This is a genomic window from Arthrobacter sp. YA7-1 (assembly GCF_025960325.1).
Taxonomy (GTDB): domain Bacteria; phylum Actinomycetota; class Actinomycetes; order Actinomycetales; family Micrococcaceae; genus Arthrobacter; species Arthrobacter bambusae_A.
Window position 1 is genome coordinate 3663420 of record NZ_CP110114.1, and the last position, 18069, is coordinate 3681488.

Genomic DNA, 18069 nt, shown 5'->3' on the forward strand with positions numbered 1-18069 from the left:
CCCCACGGGAGCGCCGTGGGGCGATTGCGGATGGTGCGTGGTGCTCAGTCCGGGCTGACGGAGGGACTCTGGTGTTGGCCGGGCTTGCTCATCTCGAATTGCGGAACCGCATCGGGATTCGGGCCGCCACTGAACTTCGGGGAGGGTTCGCGTCCTTCGCTGATCCGTTCGAGTTCCTGCGCTTCGAACACGTCCACGGCGCCGAGCATGATGGCGGAGTCCTCGTTGGTGATTTCGCCCCGGAAGGCGCGGACCATGACGTCGCGGTCAAACTGGCCCTCCCATTTAGCCACCACAAACGTGGCCACGCAGTTGCCCATGAGGTTCACGACGACGCGCATGGAGTCCATGAGCCGGTCGGCACCCAGGAGCAGGGCGACGCCGGCAACCGGGAAGATGCCAAGTGCAGCCGCCGTTGCGGAGAGTGCCAGGAACGACGAGCCGGGTACGCCCGCCATGCCCTTGGACGTCAAGAGCAGGACACCCAGGGCCGCCAACTGCTGGCCGAGGTCCAGGTGGTGGCCGAAGGCCTGGGCCAGGAACAGCAGGGAAATCGAGAGGTAGATCGCGGCGCCGTCGAGGTTGAACGAGTAGCCGGTGGGGACCACCAAACCGGTGGTGGCCCGTGAGCAGCCGGCGTTCGTCAGCTTGGTCATGATGCGAGGGAGGACAGACTCCGTGGATGCCGTGCCGAGTGCCAGGAGGAACTCTTCCCGGGTGTACTTCAGGAATTGCCACAGCGGCACCCTCGCAAAGCTCCACGCCACCAGGAACAGCAGGGCGATGAACACTATGGCAGCCCCATAGCAACAGGCGATGAGGAGTGCGTAGGTCCCAAGCGTGTCAAGCCCGTACTGGCCGATGATGTACGCCATGGCACCGAATGCGCCGATCGGTGCCACCTTCATGATCCAGGACATGATCTTGAAGACCAGTTCCAGGACGGTTTCCATGAGGCTGATGACCGGGAGGCAACGCTCGCGCCCGATGACGACGATGGCCGCGCCGAAGAAGACCGAGAAGAAGAGGACCTGGAGCAGGCTATTGTTCGCGAATGCTCCGATGACGCTGGTGGGGATCACGTCGAGGATGAAGGAAGCTGCATCCTTGGGCGCCGCATTCCCGGTCTGGGCCTTCAGGGCATCCTGCGAAAGTGAGTTGGGATCGATATGGAGTCCGGCACCCGGCTGGACAAGGTTTCCGACGATCAGGCCGAAGACCAATGCGAAAAGCGTGGCGCCGGTGAAGTACAGGAGGGCCTTGACCCCGACTCTTCCGACCGCCTTGACGTCGCCCACTGCCGAGATGCCCGTGACGATCACGAGGAAGATCAGCGGGGCGATGATCATCTTGATGAGTTGAATGAAACCATCGCCCAGTGGCCGGAGGGTGGACCCGATGTTCGGCCAGAAATGGCCGATGAGTACACCTGCGACGACGGCGATCAGAATTTGGAAGAAGAGCGACTTGTACAGTGGCTTCTTCTTCCGCGGGGCCGAACTCGCCTTCAGCGCCGCAGAGTCTGGGATCTTCATTGATCTGAACCAATCAGTTTGGGAACAGCCCCTGATTTCGGGGGTTGTTTTCAAATGTAATCCCGCTCACACGATTCCACAAGGGGAAATTCAAATTTCACAATGTGGAATGCGTGAATTCAGTGCTGCGCGCCCTCGACCGCCTTGTCCGCGAAGATCCTGAACCCACGAAGCGGGTCGAAGCCGTGGACTTCCCGCGTATCGAGAGCCTCCATGAACTCCAACGCCTGGCTGGTGATGACCTGGCCCGGGACCAGGATGGGGAAGCCCGGAGGGTAGGGTGTGACGAATCCGGCCGAAACAACTTCCTCGCCTTCCGCGATCCTGGCCTTGAGGTCTCCGGCGGACAGGTAGGTGGTTGATCCATCCTTGTAGCTCTCGAAATAGGCGGCACGGATGTCCCCATCAGGACTGAGCGGATCGCACCGGTAGCGGTCCGCGAAGCTGCTGAAATCGGGCAACGGCGGAGTGGTTCCCGTGAGGCCCGCGGCGAGACCTTCGTCTGCCGTTTTCCGCGCCGGCTGTTCCTCTTCGAAGGACTCGGCCAGCTTGACAAGGACCTCGATCAGGTAGGCGACCGCGCTGCGGGAGGTGCCGATGTTGGTCATGAAGAGCACGGTGTTCCGGGACGTCTTGTTGACTTGGATGCCGTGCTTGTCGGCGAGGTACCTGTGCCGGAAAGTATCGCCGTCGATCCCTGTCCGGCTGATGTCCAGCGTGAGGCGGCTGGGGTCGACGACGAACTCGTCGTGCAGCCAGGCGTCGGCCAGTGCAGCCAGCCCATCCCGGAGCGGCATGGCACTGCCGGTTTCCCGATAGGGCGCCGCAATAAGGTCCCTCGATGTGAGGACCCGGAAGTATTTCTTCAGCACGGGGTGGCGGGCCACTGCCTGGGCAACGATGGTTGCCAGATCCGCCTGTTTCTGAACCAGCCCGAAGCCCTCAAGCTCCACCTGGCGGCGCCCGATGTCGAGCGAAGCAAGGATCTGATAATTGGGCGACGTGGAGGTGTGGGTCATATATGCTTCGCGAAATGACTCTTGGTTATGCTCGCTGAAGTCTTGGTCGAAGACATGGATCATGGATCCCTGACGTAGCGAGGTGAGGGTCTTGTGGGTGGACTGCGTGGCGTAGACGCGCAGCCGCGCTTTCGCTGGATCCGGAATAAGCCGGGTCTTCAGCCAGTGTTCATCATCGGCGGGCGCGCCCGTCGCCGGATCGTGGAGCGATGTCGTTTGTTCGGCGTGCCTGGCGGCATAGCCGGGATCACTGAATGAGGCCTCAAGCTTCCTCGCCGCGGCCATGGCCGTCCTGCGCCGAAAGACAGGGTGGGACCGGGCGAAGGCGAACCAGGCCTCGTCCCAAAGGAAGACGAGGTCCGGTTTGATGGCGAGACATTCTTCCATGACGCGTTCTACGTCATAGACGATGCCGTCGAAGGTGCAGTTGGTCAGTGTGATCATCTTGACTTCGTCCAGGCGCCCCGCACGTCGGTAGGCCAGCAACCGGGCCTTGATCGTGGCCAAGGGCACGGCACCGTAGAAGGCGAACTTGTCCAGCGGGTAGGCGTCCAAGTAGGAAACCCGGGCTCCGGCGAGGACGAAAGCGTAGTGATGTGATTTGTGGCAGTTGCGGTCGACGAGGACCACATCTCCTGGAGCAAGGATGGACTGATGGACGATCTTGTTGGCGGTGGACGTTCCATTCGTGACGAAGAAGGTTTTCTGGGAACCGAAAGCCCGCGCCGCCAAGTCTTGGGCCTCCTTGATCGACCCGTGCGGATCCAACAGCGAATCGAGGCCTCCCGACGTCGCGGACGTCTCGGCCAAGAGGAGGTTCATGCCGTAGAAATCGGCCATGTCGCGGATCCAGGGCGAATTGCCCACCGAGCCACCGCGGGAGATCGGCAAGGCGTGGAAGACGCTGGCCGGCCGCCGACTGTATTCCTGAAGCGCGGTGAAAAACGGGGTCCGGTAGCGCTCGGCAACACCCGACAACAGCGACAGGTGCAGGTCGAGATTGTCCTGCCTGCGGAAAATCCTCCGGAACCGCTTCGTCAGGGAGCCCGCGAGGCTCTCCATGGCCACACCGGCTACCAGGTACATATCCAGTTCGGGGCGTAATTCGGAGATCTGCTCGGCAAGGCTGAGGAACCTGCCCAACGGCGGCATGCCGGCAAGTTCAGGGCCCACGAGGAAGGCAAGGTAGTTCCTCAGGTCGCGGCCAAGCGGCTGGCTGCTGGCGATGCTGAATCCCGGGCGGAGAATGCACGCTTGGATGGCTGGGTTCAGGATCAAGGCAACCAGCGCATCCTCGTAGCTGGGAACTACGATGAGTTCATAGGTGAAGGCATCGGACGGCCTCCGCTGGGCCAGCAATTCCGCCTTCAGCGCATCGGCTTCTTTTTCAGTGATGTCGTCGACGAACAGGACATCGAACCGGGGACGCTCCCTTACAGGCCGTCGCTCCCGGGAATCTTCGTCCTGAACACCCGGAATGGAGCGCTCCGCCCCGGGCTGCCCTGATTCCGGGCCGACACGGTCCGGGCTGACCGGTCCCGGGCTGGCTGGGCGCGGACCGGCTGGTCCCGGTCCCGCGGAAGGCATCAGGTGGGCCATCCCGCGGATCATGTCCAATCCGGCGTCGTAATCACCCGAATCCATGCAGTCCAGTAGGGGCGCCAACGCGGCGAGCCCCGGCGCCGCCCAATACAGTTCCATGGCCTGAAGAAGGCGCAGCGCCTGGACGGCTTGGTCCTGCAGTCCGGAGCGCGACTGCATTCCCGGTCCGCCCTTTGCCAGCTGCTTGAACGCGTACCCGAGAAACTCCCAAGCGTCAGCACGCGAACGCCACGCGCTGCTAGGCGTCCGGATGTCCTGCCTTGGAGGTTGGCTGTTCACGTGCCTTCGCTTGGTCGGAGTGGTTTCCGTGGTCAGGGTGGCGCTACTGTTTCGGGGCGTGGTGCCGGGCAAAGTGGTTCCGCTTTCCATCAATTCGTTGTGCATCAGGAGCGTTGGCCGCCCTGGGAGAAGGAACCGGCGACGACGGGAAGGTCGCCAGTGTGGCCGTGCCGGGCCTCGGCTGCCTCCAGGATGCGTTTGCGGCAAGCGAACCAGCCGGCAATGAGCAGGGGTATCAGGAGCAGAAGGGAAGCGAGGACCCAGCGCCCCGTCTCCGAGAAGCCCATCGTGACAAGAACGAAGGCAAGGAAGGCGAGCGTGAGGTATGAGGTGAAGGGGGCTCCGAAGAGCCGGAATGACGGACGAACGGCCTTGCCGAGCCTGACCCAGGCCTGAAGCCTGATGTGGCACAGGATGATGGTTGCCCAGCCGCCGATGATTCCGATCGCAGAGACCTCGAGAACGATCTCGAATACTTGGGACGGGACCAGGGCATTCAGGCCGACGCCAAGCAGAGTAATCACGGCTGTCAGCAGGATACCGCCAAACGGCACCCCCGATTTGCTCATCCTGGCGGTGAACTGTGGCGCGGAGCCATTGACCGCCATCGACCTCAAGATCCGGCCCGTGGAATAGAGGCCGGCGTTGAGGCTCGACAAGGCCGCTGTCAGGACGACGAAGTTCATCACCGATGCCGAAACGGCCGCGGCATGGGGATCTCCGAGATGGGAAAAGAACGTGACGAAGGGCGATTCGCCGGATTTGTACGCAGTGAACGGCAAGAGCAGCGAGAGCAGCACCACGGAACCGACATAGAAGAGCGCAATCCGGAAGACGACCGTGTTGACGGCCTTGGGCATCACCTTTTCCGGGTTGGCAGTTTCGCCTGCAGCCGTACCAACAAGTTCAATCGCGGCATACGCGAACACGACGCCGCTGATCGCCAGCAAGGGTGCTACGGCACCGGTCGGGAAAGCTCCGCCGTGGTCCAGGATCACGCCCAGCCCTGGAACGCCGATGTCGGTCTTCCCACCAAAGACGATGAAGCAGACCCCGACGACGAGGAAGGCTACCAGCGCGGTCACCTTGATCAGCGCGAACCAGAATTCCATCTCACCGAAGATCTTCACGGAAACGAGGTTCAGTGCCAGGACAACGACAAGGGCGCAAAGTGCGATAAGCCATTGCGGGATTGTTTGCAGCGGCTCCCAGAATTGCCCCCAGAACTTGACGTAAAGCGCCACCGCCGTGACATCGACAATCGACGTCATGGCCCAGTTGAGGAAGTACAGCCAGCCGGCCGCATAGGCCATCTTCTCGCCGTAAAACTCCCTGGCATAGGACACGAACGAACCCGAGGATGGCCTGTGGAGGACCAGCTCGCCGAGGGCGCGCAGGATCAGGAATGCAAAGAACCCACAAAGGGCGTAAACGAAGATCAAGGCTGGGCCGGAACCGTTCAATCGGCCACCTGCCCCCATGAAAAGGCCCGTTCCGATCGCTCCCCCGATGGCTATCATTTGGATCTGCCGTGGTTTGAGCGTCTTGTGGTACCCGGCCTCCTCGCTCGAAAAGTCCTGCGCCGACGTTGAACGGTCGCCAAGAATCTCCCGGTTGTTTTCCAGCGAATCAGCGGGATCAAGCCCGGTAATCCGAGCTCCGGCGATCGGGCTCGGCGCAGGCGAGTTCAGTGTGCGTTTCATTCCAGGGGTCTCCTTTGACTCCGGTTCCGCGGGTGCGGCTGCATGCTCCAGAACTTGTCCCCCGGCTTGAGTGTTGGATCACAGCTGCACTGCTGGATCATCAGCGGAGGGACGGAAAACAACTCTAGGTTCCGGCGGAAGGGAAGGAACTGTCTGGCCAGCTAAATTCGCCGGATCCCCGTTGTGCGCCAATAACAACTTCGTTCCGCCAGAGTGCGAGTAATGTTCATGGCTGTGAGCGCGGCTAAGCCGCTTAGAGGAAGTGAATACGGGTGGCACCCCTTGAATCTGCTGAGCATGTCATTGGCGCCATGCTCAGCGACATACTTGAAGACATCGGCGTCGACAACGGGCAGCTGCTGGTTCCTCCCGGAATGGACAATGGCACGGTTCGTGAAACCGTGATCGTGGACGCGGAGGACGAGACGTCCGTCCAACGCGGGAGCTTGGTCTTGCTGATCGGGGTCCGGGGTCGCGCGGCACTGCCGAGCATCCGGAAGCTGATTCCGGACTACCCCGCCGCCGTCGCGGTCAAAGGAAGCGAGGAGGAACTGGACGCCGTCCGGGAAGTGCTGCTTCCCACTGGAATCGGCCTGATTGCCGTGTCTCCCGCAATGAGCTGGGGCACGCTGGAGAGTATCGCCAAGGACCGCATCCAGGAGCCAGCACTTTCCACGGACGCGTCCACGATCATGCACCGGGATCTCTTTGCGATCGCCCAGACCACGGCGACTCTGAGCAACGGCCACGTCGTCATTGAGGATCCCGCAAACCGCGTCCTGGCGTATTCACCGGCCTCAAACGACGTCGATGAACTCCGCAGGCTCTCCATCCTGGCCCGGCGTGGACCCGAACGCTACCAAAAACTGTTGAAAGAGTCCGGGGTCTATAAGCACCTGCAAGCGACCGAAGCTCCCATCCACATGGAAGCCAACCCGACAGAAGGTCTACGGGAACGGGTGGCCATCGGTATCCACGCGGGCAACAGGATCCTGGGGTACATCTGGCTTCAAGAAGGGAAGGAACCCCTCGCTCCCAACACGGACCAGCTCATGGTCGGAGCTGCACGGCACGCGGCGATAGAACTGGTCCGGCACCGCAACGAACAGTCCCAGGCACTGCGGCGCGACAGGATCTCCAGCCTGCTCAGCGGCACTCCGCAGATCCACTCCCAGGCACAGTCCGCGGGCATCGATCCATCCAAGCCGGCAGCGCTCGTCCTGATTTCCGCCAAAGGCGACGACGATTCCGCAGCGGGCCTGCAACTGCGGCGCGGCGAGCTGGCGAATGTGGCATCGATCCATGCGGCGGCCTACCGACCAGGTGCCGTGGTGGGAGCGATCGGCCTGGAAATAGCCATGATTCTTCCCGATCTTGACCCAGTGAAGTCCCCGCCGGCCATCAACCGCCTCATCAACCTCATTGTCCGGGATGCAAGGGTCCACCTGCACTGCCAGGTGCAGGCCGCCGTCGGACCCGTGGTCGAACGCCTCGACGCATTGCATGGCACGCTGGAGCATGTCCGCAGTGTATTGAAGGTCCTGGAAAGCACACCCTTAATCCATGTGGCGTCCTATGCCGACGTGGAAACAACCGTTTTGACGAAGGAATTGCTGGAGCTTCTGGCATCGAGGACCGACCTTCGGCACGGGGGCACCACCGTGCTGTGCAACCGATACCCCGAGTTCGCCACAACGCTGTTGACCTACCTTGAATTCTTCGGCGATGTGAACCGGTGCGCGGAGGAACTGGCCGTCCACCGGAATACGGTGCATTACCGCCTGAGGCGTGCGTGCGAAGTGGCGGGCATCGACCTCCACTCCGCAGAGCAACGGCTGCTCGCTCATCTTCAGCTCAGGCTGTGGACCTACTCCGAAGGACGGAACTAAGAAACATGGATCTCCAGAATCTCCTTGAAGACATCGTCGGCACGGTCCAGCCCTTGCTCGGTCAAGGAGCGCCTGCAGACTACATCCCAAGCCTGGCCGCGGTGGATACCCAGCAATTCGGCATTTCCGTCGCAACCTCCGACGGCGACGTGTTCGCCTCCGGAGACGCTGACGTGCCTTTCTCCATCCAAAGCATTTCGAAGGTCTACGCGCTCGCCCTGGTGCTGGCCGGGGATGGCGACAGGATCTGGAAGCGGGTGTTCCGGGAGCCTTCCGGCAATCCGTTCAATTCCCTGGTGCAGCTGGAACACGAAGACGGAATTCCGCGGAATCCGTTCATCAACGCCGGCGCCCTGGTTGTCACCGACAGGCTGCTCAGCATCGTGGGGAGCTCGCCATCTCCCGTCCGGGAATTGCTTCGGCAGGAAAGCGGCAACAACTCGATCGATGCCGACCCGGTGGTGGCGGCCTCAGAAGCGGCGAACAGTCACCGCAACGCGTCGCTGGCACACTTCCTGGCCAGCTACGGAAACCTCGAAAACCCGGTGGACTCGGTCCTCGAGGCCTACATTGACCAGTGCGCGCTCGAAATGAGCTGTACTGACTTGGCCCTCGCGAGCAGGTTCCTGGCCAACAACGGATTGCGCGGGAACGGCACGGCGCTTTTGTCCCCGTCCCAGACCAAGAGAATCAACGCCGTGATGCTCACCTGCGGGACCTACGACGCCGCGGGCGAATTCGCCTACCGCGTGGGACTCCCGGGCAAGAGCGGGGTGGGCGGCGGCATTGTGGCCGTGGTACCCAACAAATGCACCATCTGCGTCTGGAGCCCGGGCCTGGGGCGATCCGGGAATTCACTCGCGGGCGTTGCCGCTCTCGATGAGTTCACCACCCGCACGGGCTGGTCGATCTTCTAGCCGCGGCCCACGAACGGCATCCCCGCCGCGGTCACCACCACGGAGCCGACATTGGCCGAAGCCGGCATGTTCGCCATCATGAGCACCGCGCGGGCGGCATCCTCCACGGGAAACATCGGCTCCACGCGCCTGCTTCCATCGGCCTGGAGCGCCCCCGAGCCCACGCCGATGGTGTCCATGATCTCGGTACGGGTGTTGCCGATATCGATCTGCCCGCAGGTAATGCCATACGGACGCCCGTCCAGCTCAATGCTCTTGGTCAGGCCGCTCATGGCGTGCTTGCTCACGGTGTACGCGACGGACAATGGCCGCGGCGAATGGGCAGAGATGGAGCCGTTGTTGATGATGCGCCCGCCTTGCGGTTCCTGGGACTTCATGGTCCGCACGGCCTCGGCCGCGCACAGCATGGAGCCTGTGACGTTCACGGACAGCGTGGCATTCCAATCGGCCACGCTGATCTCGTCCACGCCGCCGGAGGGGCCGAAAATGCCCGCATTGTTGAACAGGACATCAACCCTCCCCCAGCGTTGGCGGGCCGCTTCGAAAAGGCGCGCGACGTCGTCGGGCACTGTGACATCGCACGGCACCACGAGCGCCGCAGGGTGGCCGTCAGCGGTCTCCAGAAGCTGCGCTTCCCGCCGTCCCGCAAGGGCAACACGGTAGCCCTCCGCCAACAGAAGCCGGGCAACTGCCCGCCCGATCCCGGAGCCGGCTCCGGTGACGACGGCGACCCGGGGCCGGGTAGGGGTGGTTTCGCTCACGCGGTCCTCCTGTTTGTCGGGCTTAGCGCGCGGCGGGAGCATCCGCCGTCGTCGTGTCCGTGGTGGTCAGGGGCCAGCCTATGACGGTCTTGGGGCGCGGGGTGGCGTAGGTCCGGACCTTGGACGTGGACAGTCCCAGGCGGACGAGCGACTCGGCGATGGTCACCGCGGCTGCGACGCCATCCACCACCGGAACGCCGCAGCGTTGGCGGATCTGTTCGTCGAGTCCTGCCATCCCGCCGCAGCCGAGGACGATGACCTCCGCTTTGTCGTCACGCACGGCTCGTTCAGCTTGTTCCACGATGGCTTCGACTGCGCGGTCCGGGTATTCCTCGAGTTCCAGCACTGCCATGCCGCTCGCGCGGACGGAGGCACAGCGGTCATCCAGCCCGGCGAGCTTGAGGCGGTCTTCGATGAGCGGGACCGCGCGGTCCAGGGTGGTGACCACGGAGTATTTGTGGCCGAGGAACATCGCGGTGCTGGCCGCAGCCTCGGTGATGTCGACCACCGGAACGTCGAGGAGCTCCTGGAGTCCCTCGCGGCCGTGCTCGCCATAGCCGGCCTGGATGACGGCGTCGAACGGTTCGGGGTAGTTGACCACGCGGTCCATCACGGCGATGGCGGCGAGGTAGCTTTCAAAGTTCCCTTCGCAGGAATCGGCGCCGAACCGCGGGGTGATGCCGATGATCTCGGTGCCGGGAGCCGCGACGCTCCGCGCCTGGGCTGCGATGGAGTCGGTCATGGATTGGGTGGTGTTGACGTTTGCGACGAGGATGCGCATGTGTTCCTCCTGGATTGGGTTGCCCGGTTAGCCCAACTGACTCGCAGTTGTTGTCGTTTTGACGGGCGAAAACGACAACAACTGCGAGTCAGGTGAGTATTAGTGGTTGCTGACGACGGCGATCGGCTCGCCGGAGACGTCGGTGTGCTGCTGCTTCTTGTCCGCGAAGGCGTAGTAGCACAGCGCTGCGATGCCAGCGCCGAAGAACCAGGCGAACGGTGCCACGGCCTCGAGTGCGGGAACGAACGCGATCAGGACGGCGACGACGGCGGCCGGAACCATTGCGGCGATCGCCCGGGGGTTGACGCCGCGCTTGTAGAAGTACGTGCCCGACGGATGGTCCGTGTAAAGGTCAAGAATGTTGACCTTGCCGCGACGCACCAGCCAGTAGTCGGCCATGACGACGCCGAACAGCGGGCCGAGCAGCGCGCCGAGTCCACCCAGGAAGTACACGATCACCAAGGGATTGTTGTAAAGGTTCCACGGCAGGATGATCAGGCCGATGGTACCGCTCACCCAGGCTGCCTTGCGGAAGTTCAGGTGCTTGGGGAAGAGATTGGTGAGCGCGTACACAGGCGCAACGAAGTTCGCCATGAGGTTCACTGCGATGGTCAGGATCAGCAACGCAAGGCAGGCCAGGACGAGGAAGAGCGTGTTGGGGATGCTCTGCACGATGTCCGAGGGGCTTTCAATGATCTTGCCGTTGATCTTGTACTGGCCACCGGCCATGATGACCACGATTGCGCCGAAGAGGAGCATGTTGATGGGGATGCCCCAGAAGTTGCCGCGGACGATCGACTTCTTGGACACCGAGGACCGGGTGAAGTCGCAGAAGTTCAGGACGAACGTGCCGTAGATGGAGACCCAGAGGGCGCCGCCGGCAAAGATCGTGCGCCACATCTCGCCGCCTTCAAGGCCCTTGATGCCGGACCACTGGATGGCCCCCCCGGCCTCCACGAAGACCCAGATGGCAATGGCCAGCATGGTGGCGAGAATGATGGGCCCGGCGAAGGCCTCGTACTTGCGGATCATTTCCATGCCGAAGCTGACGATGACCAGCTGGACAATCCAGAGCGAGACGAAGGCGATCCAGCCAAGCGTGGACAGCCCAAGGATCGAGTTGGCGTCCATGTCCTTGAGGCCGGGGAACATCGCGACAAGCATGACGCGGAGCACCACGGAGGCAAGGTAGGTCTGGATCCCGAACCACGCGATGGCCACCGCGCCACGGACGAGGCTGGCCAGCTGGGCGCCCCGGATGCCGAAGCTGATCCGGCTCATCACAGGGAAGGGGACGCCGGTCTTCTGGCCCATGAATCCGGAGAAGGTCAAGAGGGTGAACAGCAAGACCGCGCCGATGCCAAGGGCCACGAGGATTTGCCACCCGCCCAGGCCAAGCGAAAAGAGGCCGATCGCGAAAGCGTAGTTGCCAAGGCTGTGAACGTCGTTGGCCCAGAGGGTGAAGATGCTGTAGCTGGTCCAGCGCCTGCCCTCCTTCTTGGTGGGGGCGAGGTCGAGGTTATAGAGGCTGGGGCTGATGGCGCGGCCTGCTGCGACGGACGCTACATCGCAGAGGGTTTCATTTCCTACGGACGGATGGACCGAACTGCCTGGCAGGATGGTCTGCTCCGGAGCCGTTGTGACGCCGACTGGGGGAGTCGATTGCATCGTGGATCTCCACTTCTTTGTGGTGCTGCAACTAGGGTTCCGAGACGCCGTGAGAGGAGTTGAAGCTTTTCGCATCGTGGAATCTAGTTATTGAATAGTGAAATAACTGTATGAGCTAGGTCACCTTTGGTCAAGGGCTCCGCTCCCGAGGCGGTCACAAATGGCGGCATGGGGGCCATGGAGCCGCGTGGGCACTAGTCTCCGCGGCGCTGGATTGACGCTTGGCGAACGCATGGCTAATCTCGAATTACAGAATTTTATTCTCACAATACGAAATTTCTATGCACGTTTCAGCGCGCACCACAGTGCAAGCGCCCAGACATTCAATGAAGAGAGGTTGGACGTGGCTGCAGGAGAAGAGACCTCACACATCCTTAGCGGGTTGACTTCCCAGCTGCCTGATCGTGATCCGGAAGAGACTGCCGAGTGGGTTGAGTCTTTGGATGCGTTGATCAGGGAGCAGGGCACGGAGCGGGCGCAGTTCATCATGCGTAGCCTGCTTCAGCGGGCGGGGTCCCAGTCGGTGGGGGTGCCGATGGTGACCACCACCGATTACGTGAACACGATCCCGGCGGACCAGGAAGCGGAATTCCCGGGCAACGAGGAGTTCGAGCGCCGGTACCGGGCGTACATGCGCTGGAACGCGGCCGTGATGGTGCACCGGGCGCAGCGGGCCGACATCGGGGTGGGCGGGCACATCTCCACCTATGCCGGGGCCGCGACCTTGTACGAGGTCGGCTTCAACCACTTCTTCCGCGGCAAGGACCACCCCTCCGGCGGGGACCAGGTCTTCTTCCAGGGACACGCGTCCCCGGGCATGTACGCCAGGGCGTTCATGGAAGGCCGGCTCTCGGAGGAGGACCTGGACGGGTTCCGGCAGGAAAAGTCCAAGCAGGGCCACGCGCTCTCCTCCTACCCGCACCCGCGCCTGATGCCCTCGTTCTGGGAATTCCCCACCGTGTCGATGGGCATCGGCCCGATGAACGCGATCTACCAGGCCCAGTCCAACCGCTACCTGCACGACCGCGGCCTCAAGGACACCTCCGATCAGCAGGTCTGGGCGTTCCTGGGCGACGGGGAAATGGACGAGCCCGAGTCCCGCGGCCTGCTCCAGCTCGCCGCGAACGAGAACCTGGACAACCTGAACTTCGTGATCAACTGCAACCTCCAGCGCCTGGACGGGCCGGTGAGGGGCAACGGGAAGATCATGCAGGAACTGGAAGCGTTCTTCCGCGGCGCGGGCTGGAACGTCATCAAGGTCGTCTGGGGCCGGGAATGGGACGACCTCCTGGCCAAAGACACCGACGGGTCCCTGGTGAAGATCATGAACGAAACCGTCGACGGGGACTACCAGACCTACAAGGCCGAATCCGGCGGGTTCGTCCGGGAACACTTCTTCGGGAAAACCCCGGCGACCAAGGACATGGTCGCGGACCTGGACGACAACCAGATCTGGAACCTCAAACGCGGCGGCCACGACTACCGCAAGGTCTACGCCGCGTACAAGGCCGCGGTCGAGTTCAAGGGCAAACCCACCGTGATCCTGGCCAAGACCGTCAAGGGCTACGGACTCGGACCCCACTTCGAGGGCCGCAACGCGACCCACCAAATGAAGAAACTCACCCTTGCCGATCTGAAGGAATTCAGGGACTACCTCAGGATTCCGATTTCGGATGACCGCTTGGAAGAGGATCCTTACCGTCCGCCGTATTACCACCCGGGCATGGACGCACCCGAGATCGCCTATCTCCTCGAGCGCCGAGCCGTGCTCGGAGGTTCGGTCCCGGAACGGCGTTCCAACCATGCGGCCATCGAGCTGCCCGACGCCAAGACCTTTGACGTCGCCAAGCGCGGTACCGGCAAACAGCAGGCCGCCACCACCATGGCCTTCGTCCGTTTGCTCAAAGACCTGCTCCGCGACAAGAAGTTCGGGCACCGGATTGTCCCCATCGTCCCGGACGAGTCGCGGACCTTCGGAATGGACGCGTTCTTCCCGACCGCGAAGATCTACAACCCCAAGGGCCAGAACTACCTCTCCGTGGACCGGGACCTCGTCCTGGCCTACAAGGAATCCCCCATGGGCCAGCTCATCCACCCCGGCATCAACGAAGCCGGCGCCGTCGCGGCCTTCACCGCCGCGGGCACCGCCTACGCCACCCACGGCGAACCCCTCGTGCCGATCTACGTGTTCTACTCCATGTTCGGCTTCCAACGCACCGGCGACGCCTTCTGGGCCGCCGCGGACCAAATGACCCGCGGCTTCATCATCGGCGCCACCGCAGGACGGACCACCCTCACCGGCGAAGGACTCCAACACGCCGACGGACACTCCCCCATCCTGGCCTCCACCAACCCCGCCGTCCTCACCTACGACCCCGCCTACGGCTACGAAATCGGACACATCATCCGCGACGGCCTCGAACGCATGTACGGAGAGAACTCCGCCGACCGGAACGTGATGTACTACCTCACCGTGTACAACGAGCCCATCACCCAGCCGAACGAACCCGAGAACCTCGACACCGAAGGCCTCCTCAAAGGCATCTACCGGCTATCGGCGTCGAGCGCTGAAGGACCCAAGAGCCAAATCCTGGCCTCCGGCGTCTCGGTCCCCTGGGCCCTGGAAGCCCAGAAAGTCCTCGCCCAGGACTGGGGCGTCTCCGCCGACGTCTGGTCCGTGACCTCCTGGAACGAACTCCGACGCGACGGACTCGCCGCCGAAGAACACGCCTTCCTGAACCCCGGCGAAGAACCCCGCACCCCGTTCGTCGCCCAGCAACTCGCAGGCGCCACCGGACCGGTCATCGCCGTCACCGACTACATGAAGGCCGTCCCGGACCAGATCCGCCAATTCATCCCCAACGAATTCGCCTCCCTCGGCGCCGACGGCTTCGGATTCTCCGACACCCGCCAAGCCGCACGACGCTTCTTCAAAAACGACACCCACTCCATCGTCGTGAAAACCCTCCAACTCCTCGCGGCGAGGGGCGAGGTTGACCCGAGTGCGCCGTCGTACGCCATTGACCGGTACAAGCTCCTCGACGTGACTGCCGGCACCACCGGCGGTTCGGGAGGCGACAACTAAGCCCGGCAGGTCTCTGCAAAAAGGAATCGGCGGTAGTGCTCCTTGAGCACTACCGCCGATTTATTTCTACGCTCCGAGCGAGCGCCGATCCACCACGAATCCTGTGGCCGCATTCTCCCTGACCGCATTGATGCCGGCCACAAGGGCCGCGATATCCGGGAACTTGGGCGACACCGCCACTACCGTTCCATCATCGGCCTTCAACCGGAAACGGAATGATTGCTCCCCAGCTGCCAAAATTTCGAAAATGCCAGACATAAAACCTCTTTCCACCGCGGATGCGTCATTGCATCCCCTTCGATGACCACTGACTCTCGTGAAGTCCATAAGAGAATATCGGCCACGGAAGCCTGCCAGAAGGCCTACCCACGGGTAATATTCAACCTTTTTCGGTAGACCTATATCGGAAAGCAAGGTGAGCCTAGAGACCTCGCGAAGGCACATGGATAAGGTGAACCCCATGAACGATTCCAGCCCCGCGCATACCGTCGGTGTGCTGTTGGCCGGCGGTGCAGGGACTCGCCTGGGCCTCGGCCCGAAGGCACTGCTGCCTTACCGCGGCCGGACCTTGGTGGAGGTACTCGCCAAGACGTTGCTTGACGGCGGATGCAGCGAGGTAGTCGTGGTGCTCGGTGCTGGAGCCGGCGATGTCCGCCGCGCGGCGGACCTGGGAGGGTATCTCGTGGTGGACAACCCGGAGTGGGCTTCCGGCATGGCCAGCTCGTTCCGTACCGGTGTTGCGGCGGCGACACATGGCCACAACGTCATGGTGGCCCTGGTGGACCAACCCGGGGTGACTCCCGCCGTCGTCGCCAGGCTCCTGGCAGCCCACCAGGCTGGCCGGGTGACGGCAGCGGGATACGCCGAAGCCCCCTTCGAGGGCGGCCACACGACAAAGCTAAGGCGCGGCCACCCCTTGATCATCGACGCCGACCTCCGCGCCGAGGTCGCCGAGTCCGCCGTCGGCGACGCCGGGGCACGTCGTTTCCTCAAGGCGCACCCCGGGCTGGTGGAGGTCGTCGACTGCAGCGATCTGACCGACGGAGCCGACGTGGACACGAAGGACAAGCTGCACCTCCTCGGCGACTAGACGATATGAGGGGTTGCAGGTCCTTCCCGTCCGGTTCGGCCATTTTCGCCGGGGCGGTCCCGCAGCGCCGGCTGGTGTGATCCGTTGGATCCCGCGAGGAGGGCGGCGCTGTGGGGCCTGAATCCCCGGCGGTGATGTCCTTTATCCCGGACGGGAGGGGAACGGCCGAGAGGGATGGTGGGGCCGGGGCCTTCTGTTTCACAGGGCCGTGGGTTGCCATTGGAGGTTCCCTTGGCCTGACGGCTCCTCGGGGGTGCAATGGTAGTGCCACATGTGAGGTTTGGGAGGTCCCGGCTATGTTTGAGCATACTTTCATTGGTCTGGATGTTCACGCGGTCAACGTGGTGGGACATGCGCTGAACCCGGCCACTGGTGAAGTCAGCGCCCACACGATGCCCGCTGACCCGGCCATCGTGCTGGAGTGGATCCGCCGGTTCGCCCCGGACGTCACGGCCGTCTACGAATCAGGACCCACCGGGTTCGTCCTGGCCCGTTACCTGCGCGCCGCGGGCATCAACTGCGTGGTCGCGGCGTCCTCGAAGCTGCTGCGCGCTCCCGGGGACCGGGTGAAAACCGACCGGCGCGACGCCCGGGTGCTGGCCGAGATGCTCGCGGTCGGCTCGGTCACCGAGGTGCGGATCCCGGACCCGGACGAAGAGGCCCTGCGGGACCTGTCCCGGCTACGCTCGGGCACGGCCAAGGACCTCGCCCACGCCCGCCAGCACGTGAACGCCATCCTGCTGCGCCACGGCATCCGCTACCCCAAGGACACCCGCTGGACGAAGGAACACACCCGGTGGTTGCACCGCCAGAGCTTTGAGGAACCGGCGCTGCAGTTCACCTACGAAGCTGATCTCGAGCAGGCCGAACTGCTCGCCGTGCATATGGCACGGATCGACAAGCACATCGCCGCCACGGCCGCGGCGTGCCGTTACGCCCCGGTGATCGACGCGCTGATGTGCCTGCGCGGCATCCAGATGACCACCGCGTTCGGGCTGGCCGTGGAAATCGGGGACTGGACGCGCTTCACCGGTTCCACGATCGGCTCCTACCTCGGGCTGGTGCCCAGTGAAGACTCCTCCGGCCAGTCCCGGCACCAGGGCCCGATCACCAAGGCCGGGAACACCTACGCCCGCAAACTCCTCATCGAAGCCGCGTGGCAGCACCGGCGCCCCTACGTCCGGCCCGGGGAACGGCTGTTGCGCCAGTTCGATGTCGTCGCCCCGGCAACCCGGATCCGCGCCATGGAAGGAAACCACCGGCTGCATCGCAAGTGGGAACACTTCGATGAACGGCACAAACTGTCGGTCAAGGCCAACACCGCGATCGCCCGTGAACTCGCCGGCTGGTGCTGGTCGCTGGCCGCCCCGCTCCAGCAAGGAGAACGCATGAACGCGGCCTGACCCCGGACGTGCCCCCGGCGTGGTGGACGTGCGATGGCAGCATCCGGAGCTAACCCGCGAGTGAGCTATGAGCAGACGAGACCGAATGCGTCGACGCTCGATACTAGACACCGATACGCTCCAGCCGAACACATCGTCATGCGGTAAACAACCCGCGAATATCAGCCTGACACTGCAGTCGAGAAAGACCCGCCAACACCTTCACGACGACCAGCCGGCACGCGATGAGCGGCCCCAGGAACCAACAACCAGGAGCCGCTCATCCATGCCTCTTGACAACCAGACCCACATATCAGCTCCCCAACTGACTCGCAGTAGATGCCGTTATGAGGCCCCA

The 18069-nt window shown here is 63.2% G+C and carries 12 protein-coding genes; 5 read left to right on the top strand and 7 right to left on the bottom strand.

What is annotated here, in order from left to right:
* Positions 1–44: 44 nt before the first annotated feature.
* From dctA to OIT41_RS17170, 3 genes are all read right to left on the bottom strand, one after another.
* Positions 45–1535 (bottom strand): C4-dicarboxylate transporter DctA, encoded by a 1491-nt coding sequence (gene dctA / locus OIT41_RS17160; RefSeq protein WP_078107610.1) that lies wholly within the window; start codon positions 1533–1535, stop codon positions 45–47.
* 119 nt (positions 1536–1654) lie between these two features.
* Complete coding sequence (locus OIT41_RS17165; RefSeq protein WP_319801831.1) at positions 1655–4315, bottom strand: ornithine decarboxylase; 2661 nt, start codon at positions 4313–4315, stop codon at positions 1655–1657.
* A gap of 224 nt (positions 4316–4539) precedes the next feature.
* Entirely contained in the window at positions 4540–6138 is a 1599-nt protein-coding gene (locus tag OIT41_RS17170; protein WP_241710381.1) for an amino acid permease, read from the bottom strand.
* A 272-nt stretch (positions 6139–6410) separates the two neighbouring features.
* On the opposite strand from OIT41_RS17170, the gene OIT41_RS17175 reads away from it, so the two are divergent.
* A complete protein-coding gene (locus OIT41_RS17175) occupies positions 6411–8027 on the top strand; it encodes a PucR family transcriptional regulator (protein ID WP_241710380.1) in 1617 nt (538 codons plus the stop codon).
* Positions 8028–8032: 5 nt separating this feature from the next.
* Positions 8033–8944 carry a glutaminase gene (locus OIT41_RS17180; RefSeq protein ID WP_264636948.1) on the top strand — a complete coding sequence of 304 codons (912 nt, stop codon included), beginning with the start codon at positions 8033–8035 and terminating at the stop codon, positions 8942–8944.
* On the opposite strand, the gene OIT41_RS17185 is transcribed toward OIT41_RS17180, so the two are convergent.
* The 3 genes from OIT41_RS17185 to OIT41_RS17195 all read right to left on the bottom strand — a co-directional run bounded on the left by OIT41_RS17185 (position 8941) and on the right by OIT41_RS17195 (position 12154).
* On the bottom strand, positions 8941–9705 hold the full coding sequence (locus OIT41_RS17185) for an SDR family oxidoreductase (RefSeq protein ID WP_253190816.1): 765 nt from the start codon (positions 9703–9705) through the stop codon (positions 8941–8943). The two genes, OIT41_RS17180 and OIT41_RS17185, sit on opposite strands and share 4 nt — an antisense overlap.
* A 22-nt stretch (positions 9706–9727) precedes the next feature.
* Positions 9728–10486 (bottom strand): aspartate/glutamate racemase family protein, encoded by a 759-nt coding sequence (locus tag OIT41_RS17190; RefSeq protein WP_241710377.1) that lies wholly within the window; start codon positions 10484–10486, stop codon positions 9728–9730.
* Positions 10487–10585: 99 nt separating this feature from the next.
* Positions 10586–12154 carry an NCS1 family nucleobase:cation symporter-1 gene (locus OIT41_RS17195; protein WP_241710376.1) on the bottom strand — a complete coding sequence of 523 codons (1569 nt, stop codon included), beginning with the start codon at positions 12152–12154 and terminating at the stop codon, positions 10586–10588.
* A gap of 343 nt (positions 12155–12497) precedes the next feature.
* Here OIT41_RS17195 and aceE point away from each other — a divergent pair, with 343 nt between their 5' ends.
* Positions 12498–15239, top strand: a complete 2742-nt coding sequence (gene aceE, locus OIT41_RS17200; RefSeq protein WP_264636949.1) for a pyruvate dehydrogenase (acetyl-transferring), homodimeric type — start codon at positions 12498–12500, stop codon at positions 15237–15239.
* 66 nt (positions 15240–15305) lie between these two features.
* On the opposite strand, the gene OIT41_RS17205 is transcribed toward aceE, so the two are convergent.
* On the bottom strand, positions 15306–15497 hold the full coding sequence (locus OIT41_RS17205; RefSeq protein ID WP_059389468.1) for a YegP family protein: 192 nt from the start codon (positions 15495–15497) through the stop codon (positions 15306–15308).
* A 202-nt stretch (positions 15498–15699) separates the two neighbouring features.
* Here OIT41_RS17205 and nboR point away from each other — a divergent pair, with 202 nt between their 5' ends.
* Complete coding sequence (gene nboR / locus OIT41_RS17210) at positions 15700–16329, top strand: nicotine blue oxidoreductase (protein WP_264636950.1); 630 nt, start codon at positions 15700–15702, stop codon at positions 16327–16329.
* Between the two features lie 296 nt (positions 16330–16625).
* Entirely contained in the window at positions 16626–17732 is a 1107-nt protein-coding gene (locus tag OIT41_RS17215) for an IS110 family transposase (protein WP_264636951.1), read from the top strand.
* Positions 17733–18069 lie beyond the last annotated feature (337 nt).